The sequence below is a fragment of the Pseudomonas brenneri genome (assembly GCF_007858285.1).
Lineage (GTDB): Bacteria > Pseudomonadota > Gammaproteobacteria > Pseudomonadales > Pseudomonadaceae > Aquipseudomonas > Aquipseudomonas brenneri.
The window spans coordinates 231,666-250,326 of sequence record NZ_VFIL01000006.1; the positions used below are offsets into that span (position 1 = coordinate 231,666).

Consider the following 18,661-nt stretch of genomic DNA (forward strand, 5'->3'; position numbering starts at 1 on the left):
GCCATTGAGTTCGACATGACCAGTACCCATGAAATCCGCCCTGACTTGGATGAAGGCATTGACCGCAAGGTACTGGCCCAACTGCGCGCGCGTTTCCTGACCCTCAACGCAGGCCGCATGGCCCGTGCCGTCGAAGGACTGACCCCGCGCCAGCAAAGCGTGCTGGCGCTGCTGCCGTTGTTTTTCCACGTCAATCACCCGCTGCTGCCGGGCTATGTCTCGGGCAGTACCCCGGCCGGGCTGTCGAATTTTGAACCGGACGCCCAGGTCCTGGCCGAAGCCCAACGCCTGACCCGCTCGTTTTCCTACAAGCCACGCCACGGCAACCCGCCAACCCCGATCCACGGTCTGTTTCTGATGGGCAGCCTCGGCACACTGGCCCAAGCCGACCAGAGCGATATGGACGTCTGGGTCTGCCACGCCGAGGACCTGGACGAGGTCGAACTGGGCGAATTGCGCAAGAAATGCCAGTTGCTGGAGACCTGGGCCCTGAGCATGGGGGCCGAGGCGCACTTTTTCCTGATCGAACCCAAGCGTTTTGTACAGGGTGGTCGCGATACCCAGCTCAGTTCGGATGACTGCGGTACCAGCCAGCACTATCTATTGCTGGACGAGTTTTACCGCACCGCTATCTGGCTGGCCGGACGCACGCCGATCTGGTGGCTGGTGCCGGTCTACGAAGAAGCGCGCTATGCCGAATTTACCCACGCGCTGGTTTCCAAACGTTTTATCCGCGCCGACGAAACCCTCGACCTCGGGCACCTGGCTCAGATTCCACCGGGAGAATTCATCGGCGCCGGTTTGTGGCAACTGTTCAAGGGCATCGAGTCGCCCTATAAGTCCGTGCTCAAGCTGTTGCTGACCGAGGTGTATGCCAGCGAGCACCCCAAGGTGCAGTGCCTGAGCCTGCGCTTCAAACGGGCGGTGTTCGCCAACCAACTGGATCTGGATGAGCTGGACCCGTACATCGTGGTCTATCGGCGTATCGAGGAATACCTGCTGGGCCGCAACGAGCCCGAACGCCTGGAACTGGTGCGGCGCAGCCTGTACCTGAAGGTCAACCGCAAGCTCACCACCGGCCAGCGCACCACCGGGTGGCAACGTGCGCTGCTGGAGCGCCTGGCCAATGAATGGGGCTGGGACCCGCGACAACTGGCCCTGCTCGATAGCCGCAGCCAGTGGAAAGTGCGCCAGGTGGCGTCCGAGCGCCGCGCGCTGGTCAACGAGCTCAATTACAGCTATCGCTTCCTGACCCAGTTCGCCCGCACCGAGCAGACCGTCAGCCTGATCAACAAACGCGACCTCAATGTGCTGGGCCGGCGCCTGTACGCCGCCTTTGAACGCAAGGCCGGCAAAGTCGAGTTCATCAACCCAGGGATTGCCCCAGACCTGGCCGAAGACACCCTCACCCTGGTCCACTCGCCCAACCGCAAGGAGCCGGGCCAGTCCCATTGGGGCCTGTACAACGGCAGCCTGACCGCACTGGAATGGGAACACTTTGCCCCGATCAAGCGCAGCCGTGACCTGCTGGAGATGCTCACCTGGTGCCATCGCAACGGTGTGATCGACAGCAGCACCCGCCTGGCCTTGCACCCAGGCACCAGCGACTTGAGCGAGTTCGAGCTGTTCAACCTGCTGGGCAGCCTGCAACAGACCGTCGCCCTGCCCCTGGCCACAGTCGATGAGGAGCGCTTGCTGCGCACAGCGATACCCGATGAAGTGCTGTTGCTGGTCAACGTCGGTGTCGACCCGCTCAAGCACCACCGCGATTTGAATATCCTGATGACCACCGAGCGCACCGACTCGTTGAGTTACGCCGGCGTCAGGGAAAACCTGGTGCTGACCCTGGATCAGGTGACGCTCAACAGCTGGAACGAGGTGATGGTCAGCCGCTACGACGGGCCCCACGCCCTGCTCGACTGCCTGCGCGACTATCTGAACCAGTTGCCGCGCAACCAACTGCCACGGCTGCGGGTGCGCTGTTTCTGCCACAACCGGGCACAGTTCATTGCCCAGCGTGTGGAAGAGATTTTCGATACCGCGCAAAACCTGATGCTCAGCCAGCTCAACCACCGCTACCTGATCCAGGTGCAACAGCATTATCACGTCATGGAACTGGCCCCAGGGCAAGCCACTCATGTGCCACTGGCCAGCCAGCAGGCGCTGGTGGATTACCTCAGCGAAGAATTGGCCAGCTACAGCCCGCTGCACCTGGATGCCATGGCCCTCGAAGACCACGACCTGGCAGCCTTGCTGCCCATGGGCCAGGCCGATTGTGTGCAAGTGTTTTATCGCATCAACGAGGGCTTCGCCGAGCTGTACGTGCTCGACGAGTTCAATGCGCTCTGGCAACAACGCCTGCCGTTTCACGATGAACAGAGCCTGTTGGTGCCATTGCAACGTTTCCTGCAATCGGTCATTTATCGGCGTGACGCGCTGTCACCGCTGGACCCGCAGCAGCCACTGGGGGCTGTGCAGGTGCTGTATTACCAACTGTCATCGGCAGGCGGCCGCGCCCGGCGGGTCGAGCCACGACCTGCGCCCCAGACGCCGGCCAACAAACCGTTCTACGACGTGCAGGCAATTATCGGCAAGGGCGCGCCAGGGCAGGTAGGGATTACCCTGTACTGCAATCAGCGGGAGTTTTGCGAACTGGAATTTGGCGACCAACTGTTTGCAGTCGTCGCCCAGGAGATCGTCGGGCAGCGCCGGGAAACCGAGCGCTATCGTTGCTACATCACCGATCTGGACCTGTCCGGCCTGCTCGGTGATGTCCAAAGCCCGAGCAATCTGTACCTGCGCTACAAGGCCGAGTTGGAGCAGGCGCTCAACCAGGCGTTGAACCAGGTTTAGAGTGGGAACGCGCCGCCGTCCTTGGGCTGGCCTTCGACACTCAGCAGCTCAAGCTTGAGGGTCTTGCCGCCCGGGGCTGGCCAATCGATATGCTGGCCGACTTGCAGGCCCAGCAACGCACTGCCCACCGGGGCCAGGATCGAAATTTTGCCTTCGTCGGCATTCGCATCCTTGGGGTAGACCAGGGTCAGGTGATAGTCCTTGCCGCTGCTTTGCTCACGGCAATGGACGCTGGAGTTCATGGTCACGACACCGGCAGGCACTTCATCGTGGCCGACCACTTCGTCAGCGCGGTCAAGTTCGGCTTGCAGGGCGATGACGCCTGGCAATTTGTCGTCCATACGGTCGATCAGTTGCTCAAGACGTTGCACATCGAGACGGGTGAGGATGATGGAAGGTGCAGTCATGATTGCGGCAGTCTCCTTTTTTTCTGCACAAAAAAGCAAAACCCCGCCAGGAAAAGGCGGGGTTCTCACGGACCTCGATGAGTTGAGGCGTACCCGGACACTACCACAGCACAACAAATAAACAAGATGGGCAGGCCTGAAGGTCAGGCGCCGGCCTTGCGTTGCTCGGCCTGGGCGACAATCACGCGGCGCCGCTGATCGTCAGCGGAGCGCCATTCACGGATGTCTTCCACGTGTCGGAAGCAGCCAAGGCAGACTTTTTGCTCATCCAGCCGACACAAACTGATACAAGGTGACGGCACTGCCGGGCTGACATTGCTGAACAGCGGCTTGGGCGCTCGGGCGGGTGCGGGCTGAGTCACAATCAGATCTCGTCGAAATCCAGCTCGACGCCGGCTTGTTCCTGGACGAGGCGCGCGAGCATTTCGCCCAACTGCTCTTCGGTTTTGTCACACATCCAGTGGCCACTTTCTTCGTCGTAGTCAAAGTGGAAACCACCGGAACGCGCGGCCAGCCAGAGCTGACGCAGCGGCTCCTGGCGACTGAAAATCAACTGGCTGCCGTTTTCGAACTTGACGGTGAGCACACCGGCGGAGTTCTCCTGATCCAGGTCTTCGCCACTCTCGTCGAAAATATCCTCCAGCGCTTGCTGGGTCGCATCGACCAGGTCGTGGAAGCGGGCTTCGGTCAAACTCATGGTGGGAACCTCAAAAAGTGTCTACTCACGCTCAAGCGGCGCACGATACGGACGCGCCATGATGATTGCAAAGGATACCGATTTCATTCCCGTCAGCCGCGTGAAATATCCGCGATAGATGTAGGCCACTTCACGACATACTCGGCAAAGCCCCGCCGGACGGGTGTCCCGGCGCATAGGCAAGCTGGCGGGTGGTCGGTATACTCGGGCGCAATTAATGCATATTCAAGGATTTAGCCATGAAGCGCCTGATCTCTTCCCTTGCTGCGCTCGTCGCGGTCGCTTGCCTCGTCAGTGCCTGTGGTCAAAAAGGCCCGCTGTACCTGCCCGATGACAGCAAAGACCCGAATGAACAGGCGCAAACGTCGCAATCCAAAGCGCACAAGCACGACACCAACTAAGGGAACATCATGGACGCTTTTAACTACCGGGACGGCGAGCTGTTCGCGGAAGGCGTGGCGCTGTCCGCGATTGCCGAACGCTTCGGTACCCCGACCTACGTGTACTCCCGTGCCCACATCGAAGCGCAATACCGCTCCTTTACCGATGCGCTCGTCGGCGTACCGCACCTGGTGTGCTACGCGGTCAAGGCCAACTCCAACCTCGGCGTGCTCAATGTCCTGGCGCGCCTGGGCGCTGGTTTCGACATCGTGTCCCGTGGTGAGCTGGAGCGTGTATTGGCCGCTGGCGGCCAGGCCGACAAGATTGTGTTCTCCGGTGTCGGCAAGACCCGCGAAGACATGCGCCGCGCCCTGGAAGTAGGCGTGCATTGCTTCAACATCGAATCCACCGACGAGCTGGAGCGCCTGCAAGTGGTAGCCGCCGAGATGGGCGTGCGCGCGCCGATCTCCCTGCGCGTCAACCCGGACGTCGATGCCGGCACCCACCCGTACATTTCCACCGGTCTCAAAGAAAACAAGTTCGGCATCGCCATTGCCGACGCCGAAGACGTGTACATCCGTGCCGCCCAGTTGCCAAACCTGGAAGTGCTGGGTGTGGACTGCCATATCGGCTCGCAATTGACCACTTTGCCACCGTTCATCGACGCCCTCGATCGCCTGCTGGCACTGATCGACCGCCTCGGTGAGTGCGGCATCTACCTGCACCACATCGACCTCGGTGGTGGCGTGGGCGTGCGTTATCGCGATGAAGAGCCGCCGCTGATTGCCGACTATATCCAGGCCGTGCGCGAGCGCATCGAAGGCCGCGACCTGACGCTGATGTTTGAGCCGGGCCGCTATATTGTCGCCAATGCGGGTGTGCTGCTGACCCAGGTCGAGTACCTCAAGCACACCGAACACAAGGATTTCGCCATCGTCGATGCGGCGATGAACGACCTGATCCGCCCGGCGCTGTACCAGGCCTGGATGAATGTCACCGCCGTGACGCCGCGCGCAAGCGTTGCCCGCGCCTATGACATCGTCGGCCCGATCTGCGAGACCGGCGATTTCCTGGCCAAGGACCGTGAACTGGCCCTGGAAGAAGGCGATCTGCTGGCCGTGCATTCGGCCGGTGCCTATGGGTTTGTCATGAGCTCCAACTACAACACCCGCGGGCGTACCGCCGAGGTGTTGGTGGACGGTGATCAAGCGTTTGAAGTGCGTCGCCGCGAGACGGTAGCCGAGTTGTTTGCTGGCGAAAGCCTGCTGCCGGAGTAATCCCATGCTGCTGCGTTTTACCAAGATGCACGGCCTGGGCAATGACTTCATGGTCCTTGACCTGGTCAGCCAGCACGCGCACATCCTGCCCAAGCACGCCAAGCTGTGGGGCGACCGCCATACCGGCATCGGCTTCGACCAGTTGCTGATCGTCGAGGCGCCGAGCAACCCGGAGGTGGATTTCCGTTATCGGATCTTCAACTCCGACGGTTCCGAAGTGGAACAGTGCGGCAACGGTGCGCGTTGTTTCGCCCGTTTTGTGCTGGACAAGCGCCTGACCGCCAAACGGCAGATTCGCGTCGAGACCAAAAGCGGCATTATCGAGCTGGATATCCGCAGTGACGGCCAGATCAGCGTCGACATGGGCGCCCCGCGCCTGGTGCCAGCCGATATTCCGTTCCAGGCTGACGCCCAGGCGCTGAGTTATCCGCTGGATGTCGACGGCACTGTCGTCGAGGTGGCAGCCGTGTCCATGGGCAACCCCCATGCCGTGCTGCGGGTCAACGACATCAACAATGCGCCGGTGCATGAACTGGGGCCGAAGATCGAACATCACCCGCGCTTTCCGGCACGGGTCAACGTCGGCTTCCTGCAGGTCATCGACCGCTCCCGTGCGCAATTGCGTGTGTGGGAGCGCGGCGCCGGGGAAACCCAGGCTTGCGGCACTGGCGCCTGCGCCGCTGCCGTGGCTGCGATCAGCCAGGGCTGGATGGATTCGCCACTGCTGATCGACCTGCCCGGCGGACGCCTGTCCATCGAATGGGCAGGCCCAGGCCAACCGGTGAAAATGACCGGCCCGGCATCCCGTGTATACGAAGGACAAGTCCGTCTATGAGAGCGCCTCGCCAATGACCGATAAGCCCCTGGCACCCGCCAAGCAGCCCGAAGGATCCCCTTGCGAAAGCCTGGAGGCAGCGGCCGTCGCCGCTTACCTGGAGGCTAATCCGGACTTCTTCGTCGAACACGAAGAACTGCTGCCGGCCTTGCGCATTCCCCACCAGCGCGGCGATACCGTGTCGCTGGTGGAACGGCAGATGAAAATCCTGCGCGAGCGCAACATCGAAATGCGCCATCGACTCTCGCAACTGATGGACGTGGCCCGCGACAACGACCGTCTGTTCGACAAGACCCGCCGCCTGATCCTGGCGCTGCTGGATGCAGGCAGCCTGGAAGACCTGACCATTGCCGTCGAAGACAGCCTGCGCCAGGACTTCCAGGTGCCGTTTGTCAGCCTGATCCTGTTCAGCGACAACCCGATGCCGGTTGGGCGCTGGGTCAAGGGCAGCGAGGCGCAGACCGCCATTGGTGGCCTGCTGTCGGAAGGCAAGACCATCAGCGGCACCCTGCGTGAGCATGAGCTGGACTTCCTGTTTGGCGAGGACCAGCGCGTGCAGATCGGCTCTACCGCGGTGGTCGCCCTCAGCCATCAAGGCTTGCACGGTGTCCTGGCCATCGCCAGCCGTGATCCGCAGCACTACAAGAGCACCGTAGGCACGCTGTTTTTGACCTACATTGCCGAAGTGTTGAGCCGCAGCCTGCCGCGCTTCACCACCGCCCTGCGCGCGGTGCGCTAGCCATGGAACGACAACTGGACGCCTACTGCGCTCATCTGCGCAGCGAGCGCCAGGTGTCTCCCCATACGCTGGAGGCCTATCGGCGGGACTTGAACAAGGTCCTGGCGTTCTGCGAGAAACAACAGATCGGCAGCTGGAAGGCCCTCGATATCCAGGGCCTGCGCAGCCTGATTGCCCGCCTGCACCAGCAAGGCCAGTCCTCGCGCAGCCTGGCGCGCCTGCTGTCGGCGGTGCGCGGCCTCTATCACTACCTCAACCGCGAAGGCCTGTGCGATCACGACCCGGCCAACGGCCTGGCACCGCCCAAGGGCGAACGCCGCCTGCCCAAGACCCTGGATGCCGACCGCACCCTGCAACTGCTCGATGGCGCGGTCGAGGATGACTTCCTGGCGCACCGTGACCAGGCGATCCTGGAGCTGTTCTACTCTTCGGGCCTGCGCCTGTCGGAGCTGACCAGCCTCAACCTCGATCAGTTGGACCTGGCCGATGGCCTGGTGCAAGTACACGGTAAAGGCAGCAAGACCCGCGTGCTGCCCATCGGCAAAAAGGCCCGGGATGCCCTGCTGGTGTGGTTGCCCCTGCGGGCATTGAGCAATCCGCCGGACGCTGCGGTGTTTGTCAGCCAGCAAGGCCGACGCCTCGGGCCACGAGCCATTCAGTTACGGGTCAAGGCCGCCGGCGAGCGAGAGCTGGGGCAAAACCTGCATCCGCACATGCTGCGGCACTCCTTTGCCAGCCACCTGCTGGAATCGTCACAAGACTTGCGCGCAGTGCAGGAACTGCTCGGCCACTCGGATATCAAGACCACCCAGATCTACACCCACCTGGACTTCCAGCACCTGGCGACGGTGTACGACAGCGCCCATCCACGGGCCAAACGCGTTAAAGGCGGCGACTCATGAGCATCAAGCTAATCACCTTCGACCTGGACGATACCCTGTGGGATAACGTCCCCGTCATCATCAGCGCCGAAGCATCGATGCGCCAATGGCTGGCCACCCATGCGTCCAAGGTCGGCGACTTTTCCCTGGAGCATTTCGCCAGCCTGCGCCAGCAGGTGTTGCAGCGTCATCCCGAGCTCAAACACCGGATCAGCATCCTGCGCCACCGGGTGCTGATGCACGCCTTTGAAGAGGCCGGTTACCCACAACCGCAAGCTACGCAAATGGCCGATACCTGCTTTGAGGCGTTCATTCACGCGCGACACCAGCTCACGGTATTCCCGGAAGCAGAGCCAATGCTTGATGCCCTGCGCCAGCACTTTCTGCTGGGGGTGATCACCAATGGCAACGCCGATGTACAGCGCGTAGGCCTGGCGGATTACTTCCACTTTGCCCTGCGGGCCGAAGATATCGGCATCGCCAAGCCGGATGTGCGCTTGTTTCAGGAAGCATTGCAGCGGGGCGGGGTGGAGGCCAGTGCGGCGGTGCATATTGGCGATCACCCGGGTGATGACATCGCCGGGGCACAGCAGGCGGGGCTGCGGGCAGTGTGGTTCAACCCGACGGGCAAGGCCTGGGAAGGCGAGAAATTGCCGGATGCGCAGATTCGTAGCTTGACCGAGCTGCCCTCACTGCTCCACAGCTGGAAATAACTGTAGGAGCCGGCTTGCCGGCGAAAAACCCGAGAGCACCGCGTGACGTCAGGCACCCCGCATTATCGTTGACGATCTTCGCCGGCAAGCCGGCTCCTACAGAAGTCATCACCGCAGAAAAAGAGTCGCCCATGAAAAAGCCCGCAGCGACGGCGGGCTTTTTCAGCAAGCAAGTAACCGACCTCAGATAGGACGGCTGCCGTACTTGTTATCCGGCTTTTTCGGTGGATCTGCCACCACGTTGGCCTCGACTTCCTGCACTTTGCCGCCCTTGGCGAGGAATTCTTCCATCGCACGGGCCAGCGCATCGCGCTCTTTGTTCTTGGCTTCAACGCTCGGCAACTCGTCAACCGACACAGCAGCCTTGGCCTTGCCTTTGGCTGTCGGGGCCGGCGCGTCATCGCCGCCGTCGTCGTCAGCTACGTCTTCGGCAGCCGCCTCAAGACCTTCTTCGGTTTCATCGTCGTCACCTACTTCGAGGTCGTCGTTTTCCAGATCATCGTCGCTCATGTTCTACCTCATGACTTGCGAAAAGCAGATTAGTTATAGCCCAGCTTCACCATCTGTCGAAGGCTGCCGGAAAAAAATCAACGTCCACCGGATAACCAGTGGCTTATGCCCCATCACCATGCAAAGTGGCGAGGACTTCACGAGCACCGTCATGATCACGCTGCTCGCCCAGATAAACGCTTTGCCATGTGCCCATCACCAAGTGGCCGGACTTGACCGGCAAACTCAGTTGGCGGCTCGACAGGCTACCCTTGAAATGACCCGGGGCCTGGCCCGCAGAGTAATCAGAGCCTGTTGCCACCTACAGTTATGCGCCCATCGGCGCGCATTCTAGCGCGCTCTGGGAAAAAACAAAGTGCCGAATACGCCTACATGCCTGTAAGACATTCGCACAGTGAAAAGTACTTTGTGGATCCAATCACAAACTCGGCACAAAAAATCTCACACGCGTTCATGACAGCAAATACCAGACAAAAAAATGCCCGGCAAGCCGGGCATGTTTTTTCAAGCGTACTTACAAGTTGTAGCCGCGTTCGTTGTGCTCCGCCAGGTCCAGGCCAACAGCCTCTTCCTCTTCGGTCACCCGCAGGCCAATGGTCAGGTCCAGCGCCTTGAGAATCACAAAGGTCACGATACCGGTATAGATCACGGTGAAACCAACGCCCTTGGCCTGGATCCAGACCTGTGCGGCAATATCGGTCACCGTGCCGAAGCCACCCAGGATCGGAGCCGCGAACACACCGGTGAGGATTGCGCCGACGATACCGCCGACACCGTGCACACCGAAGGCATCCAGGGAGTCATCGTAGCCCAGCTTGCGCTTGAGGCTGGTGGCGCAGAAGAAGCAGATCACACCCGAAGCCAGGCCGATCACCAGGGCACCCATCGGGCCCACTGTACCGGCGGCCGGCGTAACGGCCACCAGGCCGGCAACCACACCAGAGGCAATGCCCAGGGCGCTTGGTTTGCCGTGGGTGATCCACTCGGCGAACATCCAGCCCAGCGCCGCAGCAGCGGTGGCGATCTGGGTCACCAGCATCGCCATGCCGGCGGTGCCGTTGGCCGCTGCAGCGGAGCCGGCGTTGAAGCCGAACCAGCCGATCCACAGCATCGCGGCACCAATCAGGGTGTAACCCAGGTTATGCGGGGCCATCGGGGTGGTCGGGTAGCCTTTACGCTTGCCGAGCACGATGCACGCTACCAGGCCAGCCACACCGGCGTTGATGTGCACCACGGTGCCGCCAGCGAAGTCCAGCACGCCCCAGTCCCACATCAGGCCGCCGTTGCCGCTCCAGACCATGTGCGCGATCGGCGCATAGACCAGGGTGAACCAGATGGCCATGAACAGCAGCATGGCGGAGAACTTCATGCGCTCAGCAAACGCACCGACGATCAGCGCCGGGGTGATGATCGCGAAGGTCATCTGGAAGGTGATGAACACCGCTTCCGGGAACAACGCCGCAGGGCCTGTGATGCTGGACGGAGTGACACCCGCCAGGAACGCCTTGCCCATGCCGCCGAAGAACGAGTTGAAGTTGACGACGCCCTGCTCCATGCCAGTCGTGTCGAACGCAATGCTGTAGCCGTAGACGACCCACAGGATGCTGATCAGACCGGTAATGGCGAAACACTGCATCATCACGGAAAGAATATTCTTGGAGCGGACCATGCCGCCGTAGAACAGCGCGAGGCCAGGGATGGTCATGAACAGCACCAGCGCGGTAGCTGTCAGCATCCAGGCGGTGTCGCCGGAATTGAGGACTGGAGCCGCCACTTCGTCTGCCGCCATGGCCAGGCTGGGCATTACGATGGACAACAGGGCTCCTAGCCCTGCGAATTTACGCAGAGTCATATTGTTTTCTCCTGGGGCGTTGGGGTTTGGCGGCTTAGATTGCGTCGGTATCGGTTTCGCCGGTACGGATGCGAATAGCCTGTTCCAGATTGACCACGAAGATCTTGCCGTCACCGATCTTGCCGGTGTTGGCCGCCTTGGTTATCGCCTCGATAACCCGATCAAGATCCTTGTCGTCAATGGCGACATCAATCTTCACCTTCGGCAGGAAATCGACTACGTATTCCGCGCCGCGATACAGCTCGGTATGACCCTTCTGCCGACCGAAGCCTTTGACCTCAGTGACGGTAATGCCCTGCACGCCGATCTCGGACAGTGACTCGCGTACATCGTCCAACTTGAACGGCTTGATGATGGCAGTGACTAGCTTCATGAAAACTCTCTCCCGAATTGGTGGACTTGCCCCAGGAAAACAAACCCGTCTCAAGTCTAAGCGCAGTGCCTGGCTTTGTAACGCATCGTCGCCTCGGCAATTGCCTTTGCGACGCCAGCTAACCGTTGGTGACGAAACATGTACCCTGGTCCGTCAGCGCACTGCATTCGTCACAGCGACTGCATCAGTGCATGGGTCATGATCGTCTAAGCAGAAACCTTGCCAGCTCCGTAAAAATCACTGAAATCAATCCGTTGCCGGCTTACGTCCACCCATGGGCCCGTGCAGCGGCCTGGATACGCACAAAAACAGTGCACCACCATTCAGGCCAATGCGCGAAAACCGTGCGCAGGGCACATGAAAAAGACTATAGGCACTGCGTGATACACTGCCGGCCAACTGTTTTCCGGAATGTTTCCCATGCTCGCGCCCAAAGACCTCCTCGACGCCCTGAGCGGCCACGCCTCTCGCCTGTTCAGCGGCGACACCCCGCTGCCCCGCAATGAAATCGAAAGCCAGTTCAAGGCCTTGCTGCAAAGCGGGTTCAGCAAACTGGACCTGGTCAGCCGCGAAGAATTCGACAGCCAGATGGTCGTCCTGGCCCGCACCCGTGCACGGCTGGAGAGCCTGGAAGCGAAGGTGGCGGAGCTGGAAGCACGGTTGAAGCCCAGCGAGCAATAACACGCCGCCCCTGTAGGAGCGAGCTTGCTCGCGAAAAACCTGAGAACGCCGCGTGCATCCAGAAGCCCCGCGTTATCGTTGACGTTTTTCGCGAGCAAGCTCGCTCCTACATGGATACGTTCTGTAAAACCTGCGCACGGCATCCTCCCCTCCCTCGTCTACCCTTGAAAAACCCGCAGGAAGCGGTCGCCCATTTCAAGGAACGAGCATGTCCCTCGCCATCGTCCACAGCCGCGCCCAGATCGGCGTCGAAGCCCCTGCCGTCACGGTCGAAGTGCATATGGCCAATGGCTTGCCGTCGCTGACGTTGGTGGGCCTGCCGGAGACCGCCGTCAAGGAAAGCAAGGACCGCGTGCGCAGCGCCATTCTCAACAGCGCGCTGCAGTACCCCGCACGCCGCATCACCCTCAACCTGGCGCCCGCCGACCTGCCCAAGGACGGCGGGCGGTTTGACTTGGCGATTGCCTTGGGGATTCTCGCGGCCAGTGTGCAGGTGCCAGCGCTGGAGCTGGATGACGTGGAGTGTCTTGGCGAACTGGCCCTGTCCGGCGAGGTGCGAGCGGTGAAAGGCGTATTACCGGCGGCCCTGGCTGCACGCAAGGCCGGGCGCACACTGATCGTGCCTCGGGCCAATGCCGAGGAGGCGTGCCTGGCCTCCGGGCTGAAGGTGATTGCAGTGGATCACCTGCTGCAAGTGGTGGCACACCTGAATGGGCTGGTGCCGATCGAACCTTACAAGTCCGACGGGTTGCTGTACCTGAACAAGCCGTACCCGGACCTGAGCGAGGTGCAGGGCCAACTTGCCGCCAAGCGCGCGCTGCTGATTGCCGCAGCCGGCGCCCACAACCTGCTGTTCAGCGGACCACCCGGCACCGGCAAGACCTTGCTCGCCAGCCGCCTGCCCGGCTTGCTGCCACCGCTGAGTGAACAGGAAGCCCTGGAGGTCGCCGCGATCCAGTCGGTGGTCAGCCTCGCTCCGTTGAGCCACTGGCCCCACCGGCCATTCCGTCAGCCGCACCATTCAGCATCCGGGCCGGCGCTGGTGGGTGGCGGTTCGAAACCACAGCCTGGGGAAATCACCCTGGCCCATCACGGGGTGCTGTTTCTCGATGAATTGCCGGAGTTTGATCGCAAGGTACTTGAGGTGCTGCGCGAGCCGCTGGAGTCCGGGCATATCGTGATTTCCCGCGCCCGCGACCGCGTGAGTTTCCCGGCGCGGTTTCAACTGGTAGCGGCAATGAACCCCTGCCCCTGCGGCTACCTGGGCGAACCCAGCGGGCGCTGTCGTTGCACGCCGGAGCAGATCCAGCGCTACCGCAACAAACTCTCCGGGCCGTTGCTGGACCGCATCGACCTGCACCTGACCGTCGCCCGGGAAAGCACCGCACTGAACCCGGCCAGGCAAACCGGCAATGACACGGCCAGCGCTTCAGCCCTTGTCGCCAGCGCCAGGGATCGCCAGCAGCAACGCCAGGGTTGTGCAAATGCCTTCCTCGACCTGACGGGCCTGCGGCGCCACTGCCTGCTCTCGAAAGTCGATGAAGGCTGGCTGGAAACCGCCTGCGAGCGCCTGACCTTGTCGTTGCGCGCAGCTCATCGGCTACTCAAGGTCGCACGCACCCTGGCGGATCTGGAGCAGGCAGAAAGCATCACGCGCAATCATTTGGCCGAAGCGTTGCAGTACCGGCCGGCAGCCATGAGTTAAAGCGCCCTGGGCAAATCCAGCAACAGCCCCGCAACTTCCATCACCTCCTCCAGCACGGCTTCTGCCGACTCAACAGAGGGTTTGAGCAACAGGTCATCGGTATAGCCCATCGTCACGGCAAAGATCTGGCGCGCAGCACGGCTGGACGAGTCGCAGCGGAACACCCCGGTGGCGATCCCCTGCTCGATCACTTCGGCGAGCATGGCTTGCCACTGGGCATTGATCAGCAGATACGCCTGGGCCAGTTCCGCGTCATGCATCGCTTCATCCCAGGCATCCAGCCAGAGTGCCCAGCCAGCATCGGCGGTGCATGGCAGGCAGCCGCGCAAGAAGCCCACCAGGGCCTCAAGCGGCGGTGCATCCGCCAACGGCGCGCGCACTTCGTCCAGTTGCTCATTGGCAAAACGGATGAATGCTTCACGGCGCAGTTCTTTCCAGTCGCTGAAGTAGTGATACACGTGGCTGCGGGATAATCCGGCATGCTCCGCCAGGTCGCGGGTGGAGACATCGGCAAAACCCTTGCTGCGAAACAGCTCCAGGGCAGCAGCGATGATCTGGTCTTTACGGTCGATACGCGACATGGGCAATTCCTTACGGGCACCGGCAGATAAGCGGCGCTTGCTTTTTGAGCGACTGCTCAAGGATACTTGAGCGGTCGCTCAATAGTAGCGCCTATTACTCCTTTGGTGCACCCATGCCATCCGTAACGCCAAACATCCTGATCGAAGAAAGCAAGAAAATCGGCCAGCAATCCGCCAGCCAAACCCTCAAGGCAATCGCCAAGGCCTATCCCGGCAAGCTGTTCTGCACGCTGTCACTGGTCGCGCTGGAGAACGCATTGCTGCTGGCCTATCCCCTGTTTGCCGGTTTTGCGGTGGACTCGATCCTGCGCGGCGATGCCGGCAGTGCGTTGTTCTATGCGGCGGTGGTGATGGCTTTCTGGGTAGTCGGTGCCGCACGCCGGGCCCTGGATACCCGCACCTTCACCCGGATCTACGCCGATCTTGCCGTACCGGTGATTCTCAATCAGCGCCTGCAAAATCACAGCACGTCAAAGGCCGCCGCGCGGGTGGTGCTGGCGCGGGACTTTGTCGACTTCTTCGAAAAACATGTGCCAATTATTGCAACGGCCTTGGTGTCCATCGTCGGTGCAGCCGTGATGTTATTGGTGATTGAACCTTGGGTTGGCCTGGCTTGCTTTGCCGCGCTGGCGATATGCATCACCCTGCTGCCGCGCTTTGCCCGTCGTAACGAGCAACTGCACGAACGGTTGAACAACCGCCTGGAGAAGGAGATCGGCCTGGTAGAGGAAGTCGGCGCCCAAACCCTTCGACGCCAATATCAACTGCTGTCGCGCCTGCGGATCTGGCTGTCGGACCGCGAGGCCGCTGCCTACCTGTTCATCGGCGCGTTGGCCGCGCTGCTGTTCATCGTCGCGATCAGCCAACTGGCCTTGTCACCGGCGGTCAAGGCCGGCCATATCTATGCAGTGATGACCTATCTGTGGACCTTTGTCAGCAGCCTCGACGAAGCGCCAGGGATGGTTGATCAACTGGCGCGGCTCAAGGACATCGGCAAACGGGTGGACCCGGGGCTGGGGGACTGATCAGCCTTAGCGGAACCGATCCACTTCCTGGCGCAACCCTGCCGCCAGGGTCTCCAGTTCCCTGGCGGTAACGGCCAGGTTCGACACCACTTCACGCTGTTCGCTGTTGGCCAGGGCGATGCTCTGCAGGTTGCTGCTGAGCAGGGTTGCGGTGCTGCTCTGCTCCTGGGTGGCGGTGGTGATCGCGGCAAACTGCTGGCCGGCCGAGCGGCTTTGTTCGTCAATGCGCGCCAGGGCCGACGCGACGTCGGCATTGCGCGACAGGCCTTCCCGCATCAGCACATTACCCTGCTCCATGGTGCTGATGGCATTGCCGGTTTCCTGCTGGATGCTCTGGATCATCCCGGAAATTTCATCGGTGGCCTGACGGGTACGCGACGCCAGGTTGCGCACTTCATCGGCGACCACCGCAAACCCACGCCCCTGCTCCCCGGCCCTTGCCGCCTCGATGGCGGCGTTGAGCGCCAGCAGGTTGGTCTGGTCGGCAATCGAGGTGATCACCCCGACGATGCCGCCGATTTCCTGGGAGCGCTGGCCCAGGGTATTGATCACCGTGGCCGTGCTGTTGAGTGCCGTGGCGATATGTTCCAGGGACGACGACGCCTCCTGCATCGAATCACGCCCGATGCGGGTCTGCTGCGCATTTTCCTGGGCCAGGCGTTCGGTATTGCCCATGTTGTCGGCGATGTTCAACGAGGTCGCGCTGAACTCTTCCACCGCGCCGGCCATGCTGGTGATCTCGCCGGACTGCTGCTCCATGCCTTCATAGGCCCCACCCGAAAGGCCCGACAGCGCCTGGGCACGGCTATTGACCTCCTCGGCCGCCTTGCGGATATGCGAGACCATGGTCGACAGGGCCTCGCCCATCTGGTTGAAACTGCGCGCCAGTTGACCGATTTCGTCATGGCTGGACACATTCAGCCGCGCACTCAGATCACCCGCGCCCAGGGCCTCGGCCTGGCGCACCAGATCGCCCAGGGGCTGCAGTTTGCTGCGCAGCAACCAGACCGCCGCACCCACGGCCAGCAGCATCGCCAACACACTGCCGATTACCAGGCGGATGCCCACTGCCCAGGTCACGGCACGAATCTCGGCCTTGGGCATGCTCGCCACTACCGACCACGGGCCGCCGTCAAACGGCACCGCAACGCTGTAGAAGTCTTCGCTCTGGTCGCTCCAGAAACGCCCCTGGCCAGGCTTTTGCGCCAACTCCAGGATCACGGGAACCGCCTGCTCCAACGCCTGCACACCGGCAGGCGGCACCAGCCAGTGTTTTTGCTCGTCCAGCAGCGCCAGCGAGCCGGTCTGGCCAATGCGGAAACGCTTGAGGTTGGCGAACTGGGCGTTCTGCGCATCGGTGTAGTCAAAGCCGATAAACAACACCGCGATCACCTTGCCGCTGGCATCGCGTACCGGGCTGTACTGGGTCATGTAGGAACGTTCGAACAGCACCGCGCGGCCAATGTAGCTCTGCCCGGCGAGCAGACGCTGGTAGGCCGGCCCCTGGCGATCCAGCACCGTGCCGATGGCGCGGTTACCGTCCTGTTTGGTCAGGGAGGTGCTGATGCGGATGAAATCTTCGCCACTGCGCACAAACACCGTGGCCACGCCGCCGGACATCTGCTTGAACTCATCGACGTCGTCGAAGTTGTTGTTCAGCGCTTCATCGCCAAGGTACAGGCTCGGGGTCTGCACCCCGGCCACGTTCACCCTCTGCTCGGGACGTACGCTCAAGCCGGCGCCGAAGCGCTTTTCAAACAGCCCGCTCAAACGCTGGGTGCTTTCGCGCAAGGTGCTGTGGAAGGTATTGAGTTGGTCGGCGAGCAAACGCGCTTCGCTGGCCAGGTGTTCTTCGCGGGTCTGCAGGTTGGCCGAATCGAGGGAGCGCAGGGCAAACACGGTACTGCCGCTGATCACGACAGCCAATATGACCGCCAGGGCAAGGCCCAGTTGCGAAGCTATGCGGGCGCGGGGTTGAGACATGACAGCTCCTGGCCGAGGCCGGATCATCCTGATCTCATAGCGCTAATCGGCGAATTTCTTGAAATAGGGGGCACGCTGGGCCGCGGCGTATTGGCGGCTCCGACACCCCTTACTTCGGCGGCCTGGATCAATACTTGAGCAAATCACAGGGGTATCACCCAAACACATGGTTTGCGGGCGCTGCATCGATTCAGTCGAGTTGCTCGACTGCCGGCAATTCCATGGCCCGGACCTCGTTTTGCAGGAAGTCCGACAACCGGCGCAGACGCTCACCGCCGGGGCGAGTCTTCGGCCAGACCAGGTAATAGCCTTCGCCGCTGGCCACTGCGGTCGGCCACGGCAGGCTCAAGCGTCCCTGGGCGACATCTTCGGCCACCATCAGCAGATCGCCCATGGACACACCATAGCCCCGGGCAGCGGCAATCATGCCCAACTCCAGCGTATCGAACACCTGCCCGCCCTTGATCGCCACCCGTGCGGCCAATCCCGTGCGTTGCAGCCAACGCCGCCAGTCACGGCGATCCGGTGTGGGGTGCAGCAGTTCAGCGCTGGCCAGGCGCTCCACATCCCAGGGGCCATCGTTGAGCAAATTCGGGGCGCCTACCGGGATCAGCAACTCGGGAAACAGGTAACTGGCCTCCCAGTCCGCAGGAAAATGCCCATCGCTGAGCAGGACCGCGCAGTCGAACGGCTCCTGATTGAAGTCCACTTCATCGATGCTCATCCACGCGCTGGTCAACTGCACCTCATTACCAGGCTGTAGGTGCCGGAAGCGACTCAACCGCGCCAGCAACCAACGCATGGTCAAGGTGGACGGGGCCTTCATGCGCAGGATGTCATCTTCGGCATTCAAGGTATGGCAGGCGCGCTCCAGGGCGGCAAACCCTTCACGCACACCCGGCAGCAGCAGGCGTGCCGACTCGGTGAGCTGCAAGGTGCGCCCGCTGCGCTGGAACAGGCGACAGGCGAAGTGCTCTTCCAGGGTGCGGATATGCCGGCTGACCGCACTTTGGGTAATTGACAACTCCTCGGCCGCGCGGGTGAAGGAGTTGTGCCGGGAGGCAGCTTCAAATGCGCGCAAGGCATACAGCGGAGGAAGACGGCGAGACATGAGGAAAACTCCGACGGCACGATCCCGAAACCCTACCAGAATCATCCTTGCATGAGT

At 61.7% G+C, this 18,661-nt stretch carries 19 protein-coding genes and 1 pseudogene; 10 read left to right on the plus strand and 10 right to left on the minus strand.

The window, feature by feature from the left end; translation table 11 throughout:
- The first annotated feature begins 15 nt into the window (after window positions 1-15).
- A complete protein-coding gene (locus tag FJD34_RS15300; RefSeq protein ID WP_090292406.1) occupies window positions 16-2,853 on the plus strand; it encodes a class I adenylate cyclase in 2,838 nt (945 codons plus the stop codon).
- Here the strand turns inward: FJD34_RS15300 and rnk are convergent.
- The 3 genes from rnk to cyaY all read right to left on the minus strand — a co-directional run bounded on the left by rnk (window position 2,850) and on the right by cyaY (window position 3,957).
- Entirely contained in the window at window positions 2,850-3,260 is a 411-nt protein-coding gene (rnk, locus tag FJD34_RS15305; RefSeq protein WP_032856900.1) for a nucleoside diphosphate kinase regulator, read from the minus strand. The two genes, FJD34_RS15300 and rnk, sit on opposite strands and share 4 nt — an antisense overlap.
- A gap of 143 nt (window positions 3,261-3,403) precedes the next feature.
- On the minus strand, window positions 3,404-3,622 hold the full coding sequence (locus tag FJD34_RS15310) for a DUF1289 domain-containing protein (RefSeq protein WP_032856898.1): 219 nt from the start codon (window positions 3,620-3,622) through the stop codon (window positions 3,404-3,406).
- A gap of 2 nt (window positions 3,623-3,624) precedes the next feature.
- On the minus strand, window positions 3,625-3,957 hold the full coding sequence (gene cyaY / locus FJD34_RS15315; protein WP_032856896.1) for an iron donor protein CyaY: 333 nt from the start codon (window positions 3,955-3,957) through the stop codon (window positions 3,625-3,627).
- A 239-nt stretch (window positions 3,958-4,196) separates the two neighbouring features.
- On the opposite strand from cyaY, the gene lptM reads away from it, so the two are divergent.
- From lptM to FJD34_RS15345, 6 genes are read left to right on the plus strand one after another with little or no spacing between them, the layout of a single operon-like run.
- On the plus strand, window positions 4,197-4,358 hold the full coding sequence (lptM, locus tag FJD34_RS15320) for an LPS translocon maturation chaperone LptM (RefSeq protein WP_032856894.1): 162 nt from the start codon (window positions 4,197-4,199) through the stop codon (window positions 4,356-4,358).
- A 9-nt stretch (window positions 4,359-4,367) separates the two neighbouring features.
- Window positions 4,368-5,615 carry a diaminopimelate decarboxylase gene (gene lysA / locus FJD34_RS15325; protein ID WP_032856892.1) on the plus strand — a complete coding sequence of 416 codons (1,248 nt, stop codon included), beginning with the start codon at window positions 4,368-4,370 and terminating at the stop codon, window positions 5,613-5,615.
- A 4-nt stretch (window positions 5,616-5,619) separates the two neighbouring features.
- Window positions 5,620-6,450, plus strand: a complete 831-nt coding sequence (gene dapF, locus FJD34_RS15330; RefSeq protein WP_032856890.1) for a diaminopimelate epimerase — start codon at window positions 5,620-5,622, stop codon at window positions 6,448-6,450.
- 13 nt (window positions 6,451-6,463) lie between these two features.
- Window positions 6,464-7,189, plus strand: coding sequence for a DUF484 family protein (locus tag FJD34_RS15335; RefSeq protein ID WP_090292408.1), 726 nt, complete (start codon window positions 6,464-6,466; stop codon window positions 7,187-7,189).
- A 2-nt stretch (window positions 7,190-7,191) separates the two neighbouring features.
- Window positions 7,192-8,091 carry a tyrosine recombinase XerC gene (gene xerC, locus FJD34_RS15340; RefSeq protein ID WP_032856886.1) on the plus strand — a complete coding sequence of 300 codons (900 nt, stop codon included), beginning with the start codon at window positions 7,192-7,194 and terminating at the stop codon, window positions 8,089-8,091.
- Complete coding sequence (locus FJD34_RS15345) at window positions 8,088-8,783, plus strand: HAD family hydrolase (RefSeq protein ID WP_032856884.1); 696 nt, start codon at window positions 8,088-8,090, stop codon at window positions 8,781-8,783. The genes xerC and FJD34_RS15345 overlap by 4 nt, the downstream gene beginning before the upstream one ends.
- A gap of 183 nt (window positions 8,784-8,966) precedes the next feature.
- On the opposite strand, the gene sutA is transcribed toward FJD34_RS15345, so the two are convergent.
- The 4 genes and pseudogenes from sutA to glnK form a co-directional block, all read right to left on the minus strand.
- Complete coding sequence (gene sutA / locus FJD34_RS15355; protein WP_032856883.1) at window positions 8,967-9,293, minus strand: transcriptional regulator SutA; 327 nt, start codon at window positions 9,291-9,293, stop codon at window positions 8,967-8,969.
- 103 nt (window positions 9,294-9,396) lie between these two features.
- Window positions 9,397-9,558, minus strand: a pseudogene (locus FJD34_RS15360) (YjbQ family protein); the annotation flags it as partial.
- A gap of 249 nt (window positions 9,559-9,807) precedes the next feature.
- Window positions 9,808-11,145, minus strand: coding sequence for an ammonium transporter (locus tag FJD34_RS15365; protein WP_032856882.1), 1,338 nt, complete (start codon window positions 11,143-11,145; stop codon window positions 9,808-9,810).
- 34 nt (window positions 11,146-11,179) lie between these two features.
- Window positions 11,180-11,518 carry a P-II family nitrogen regulator gene (gene glnK / locus FJD34_RS15370; protein WP_002555808.1) on the minus strand — a complete coding sequence of 113 codons (339 nt, stop codon included), beginning with the start codon at window positions 11,516-11,518 and terminating at the stop codon, window positions 11,180-11,182.
- Window positions 11,519-11,938: 420 nt separating this feature from the next.
- On the opposite strand from glnK, the gene FJD34_RS15375 reads away from it, so the two are divergent.
- Both FJD34_RS15375 and FJD34_RS15380 read left to right on the plus strand, forming a co-directional pair.
- Window positions 11,939-12,199: an accessory factor UbiK family protein gene (locus FJD34_RS15375; protein ID WP_032856880.1), complete on the plus strand. Its 261-nt coding sequence runs from the start codon at window positions 11,939-11,941 to the stop codon at window positions 12,197-12,199.
- Between the two features lie 208 nt (window positions 12,200-12,407).
- Complete coding sequence (locus tag FJD34_RS15380; protein ID WP_090292410.1) at window positions 12,408-13,904, plus strand: YifB family Mg chelatase-like AAA ATPase; 1,497 nt, start codon at window positions 12,408-12,410, stop codon at window positions 13,902-13,904.
- Here FJD34_RS15380 and FJD34_RS15385 read toward each other — a convergent pair.
- Window positions 13,901-14,485, minus strand: coding sequence for a TetR/AcrR family transcriptional regulator (locus tag FJD34_RS15385; RefSeq protein ID WP_090292413.1), 585 nt, complete (start codon window positions 14,483-14,485; stop codon window positions 13,901-13,903). The genes FJD34_RS15380 and FJD34_RS15385 overlap by 4 nt on opposite strands.
- Window positions 14,486-14,598: 113 nt before the next feature.
- On the opposite strand from FJD34_RS15385, the gene FJD34_RS15390 reads away from it, so the two are divergent.
- Window positions 14,599-15,510 carry an ABC transporter six-transmembrane domain-containing protein gene (locus FJD34_RS15390; protein WP_174553295.1) on the plus strand — a complete coding sequence of 304 codons (912 nt, stop codon included), beginning with the start codon at window positions 14,599-14,601 and terminating at the stop codon, window positions 15,508-15,510.
- A gap of 6 nt (window positions 15,511-15,516) precedes the next feature.
- On the opposite strand, the gene FJD34_RS15395 is transcribed toward FJD34_RS15390, so the two are convergent.
- Window positions 15,517-17,493: a methyl-accepting chemotaxis protein gene (locus FJD34_RS15395; RefSeq protein WP_032856838.1), complete on the minus strand. Its 1,977-nt coding sequence runs from the start codon at window positions 17,491-17,493 to the stop codon at window positions 15,517-15,519.
- A 190-nt stretch (window positions 17,494-17,683) separates the two neighbouring features.
- Entirely contained in the window at window positions 17,684-18,604 is a 921-nt protein-coding gene (locus FJD34_RS15400; RefSeq protein ID WP_090292418.1) for a LysR substrate-binding domain-containing protein, read from the minus strand.
- Window positions 18,605-18,661 lie beyond the last annotated feature (57 nt).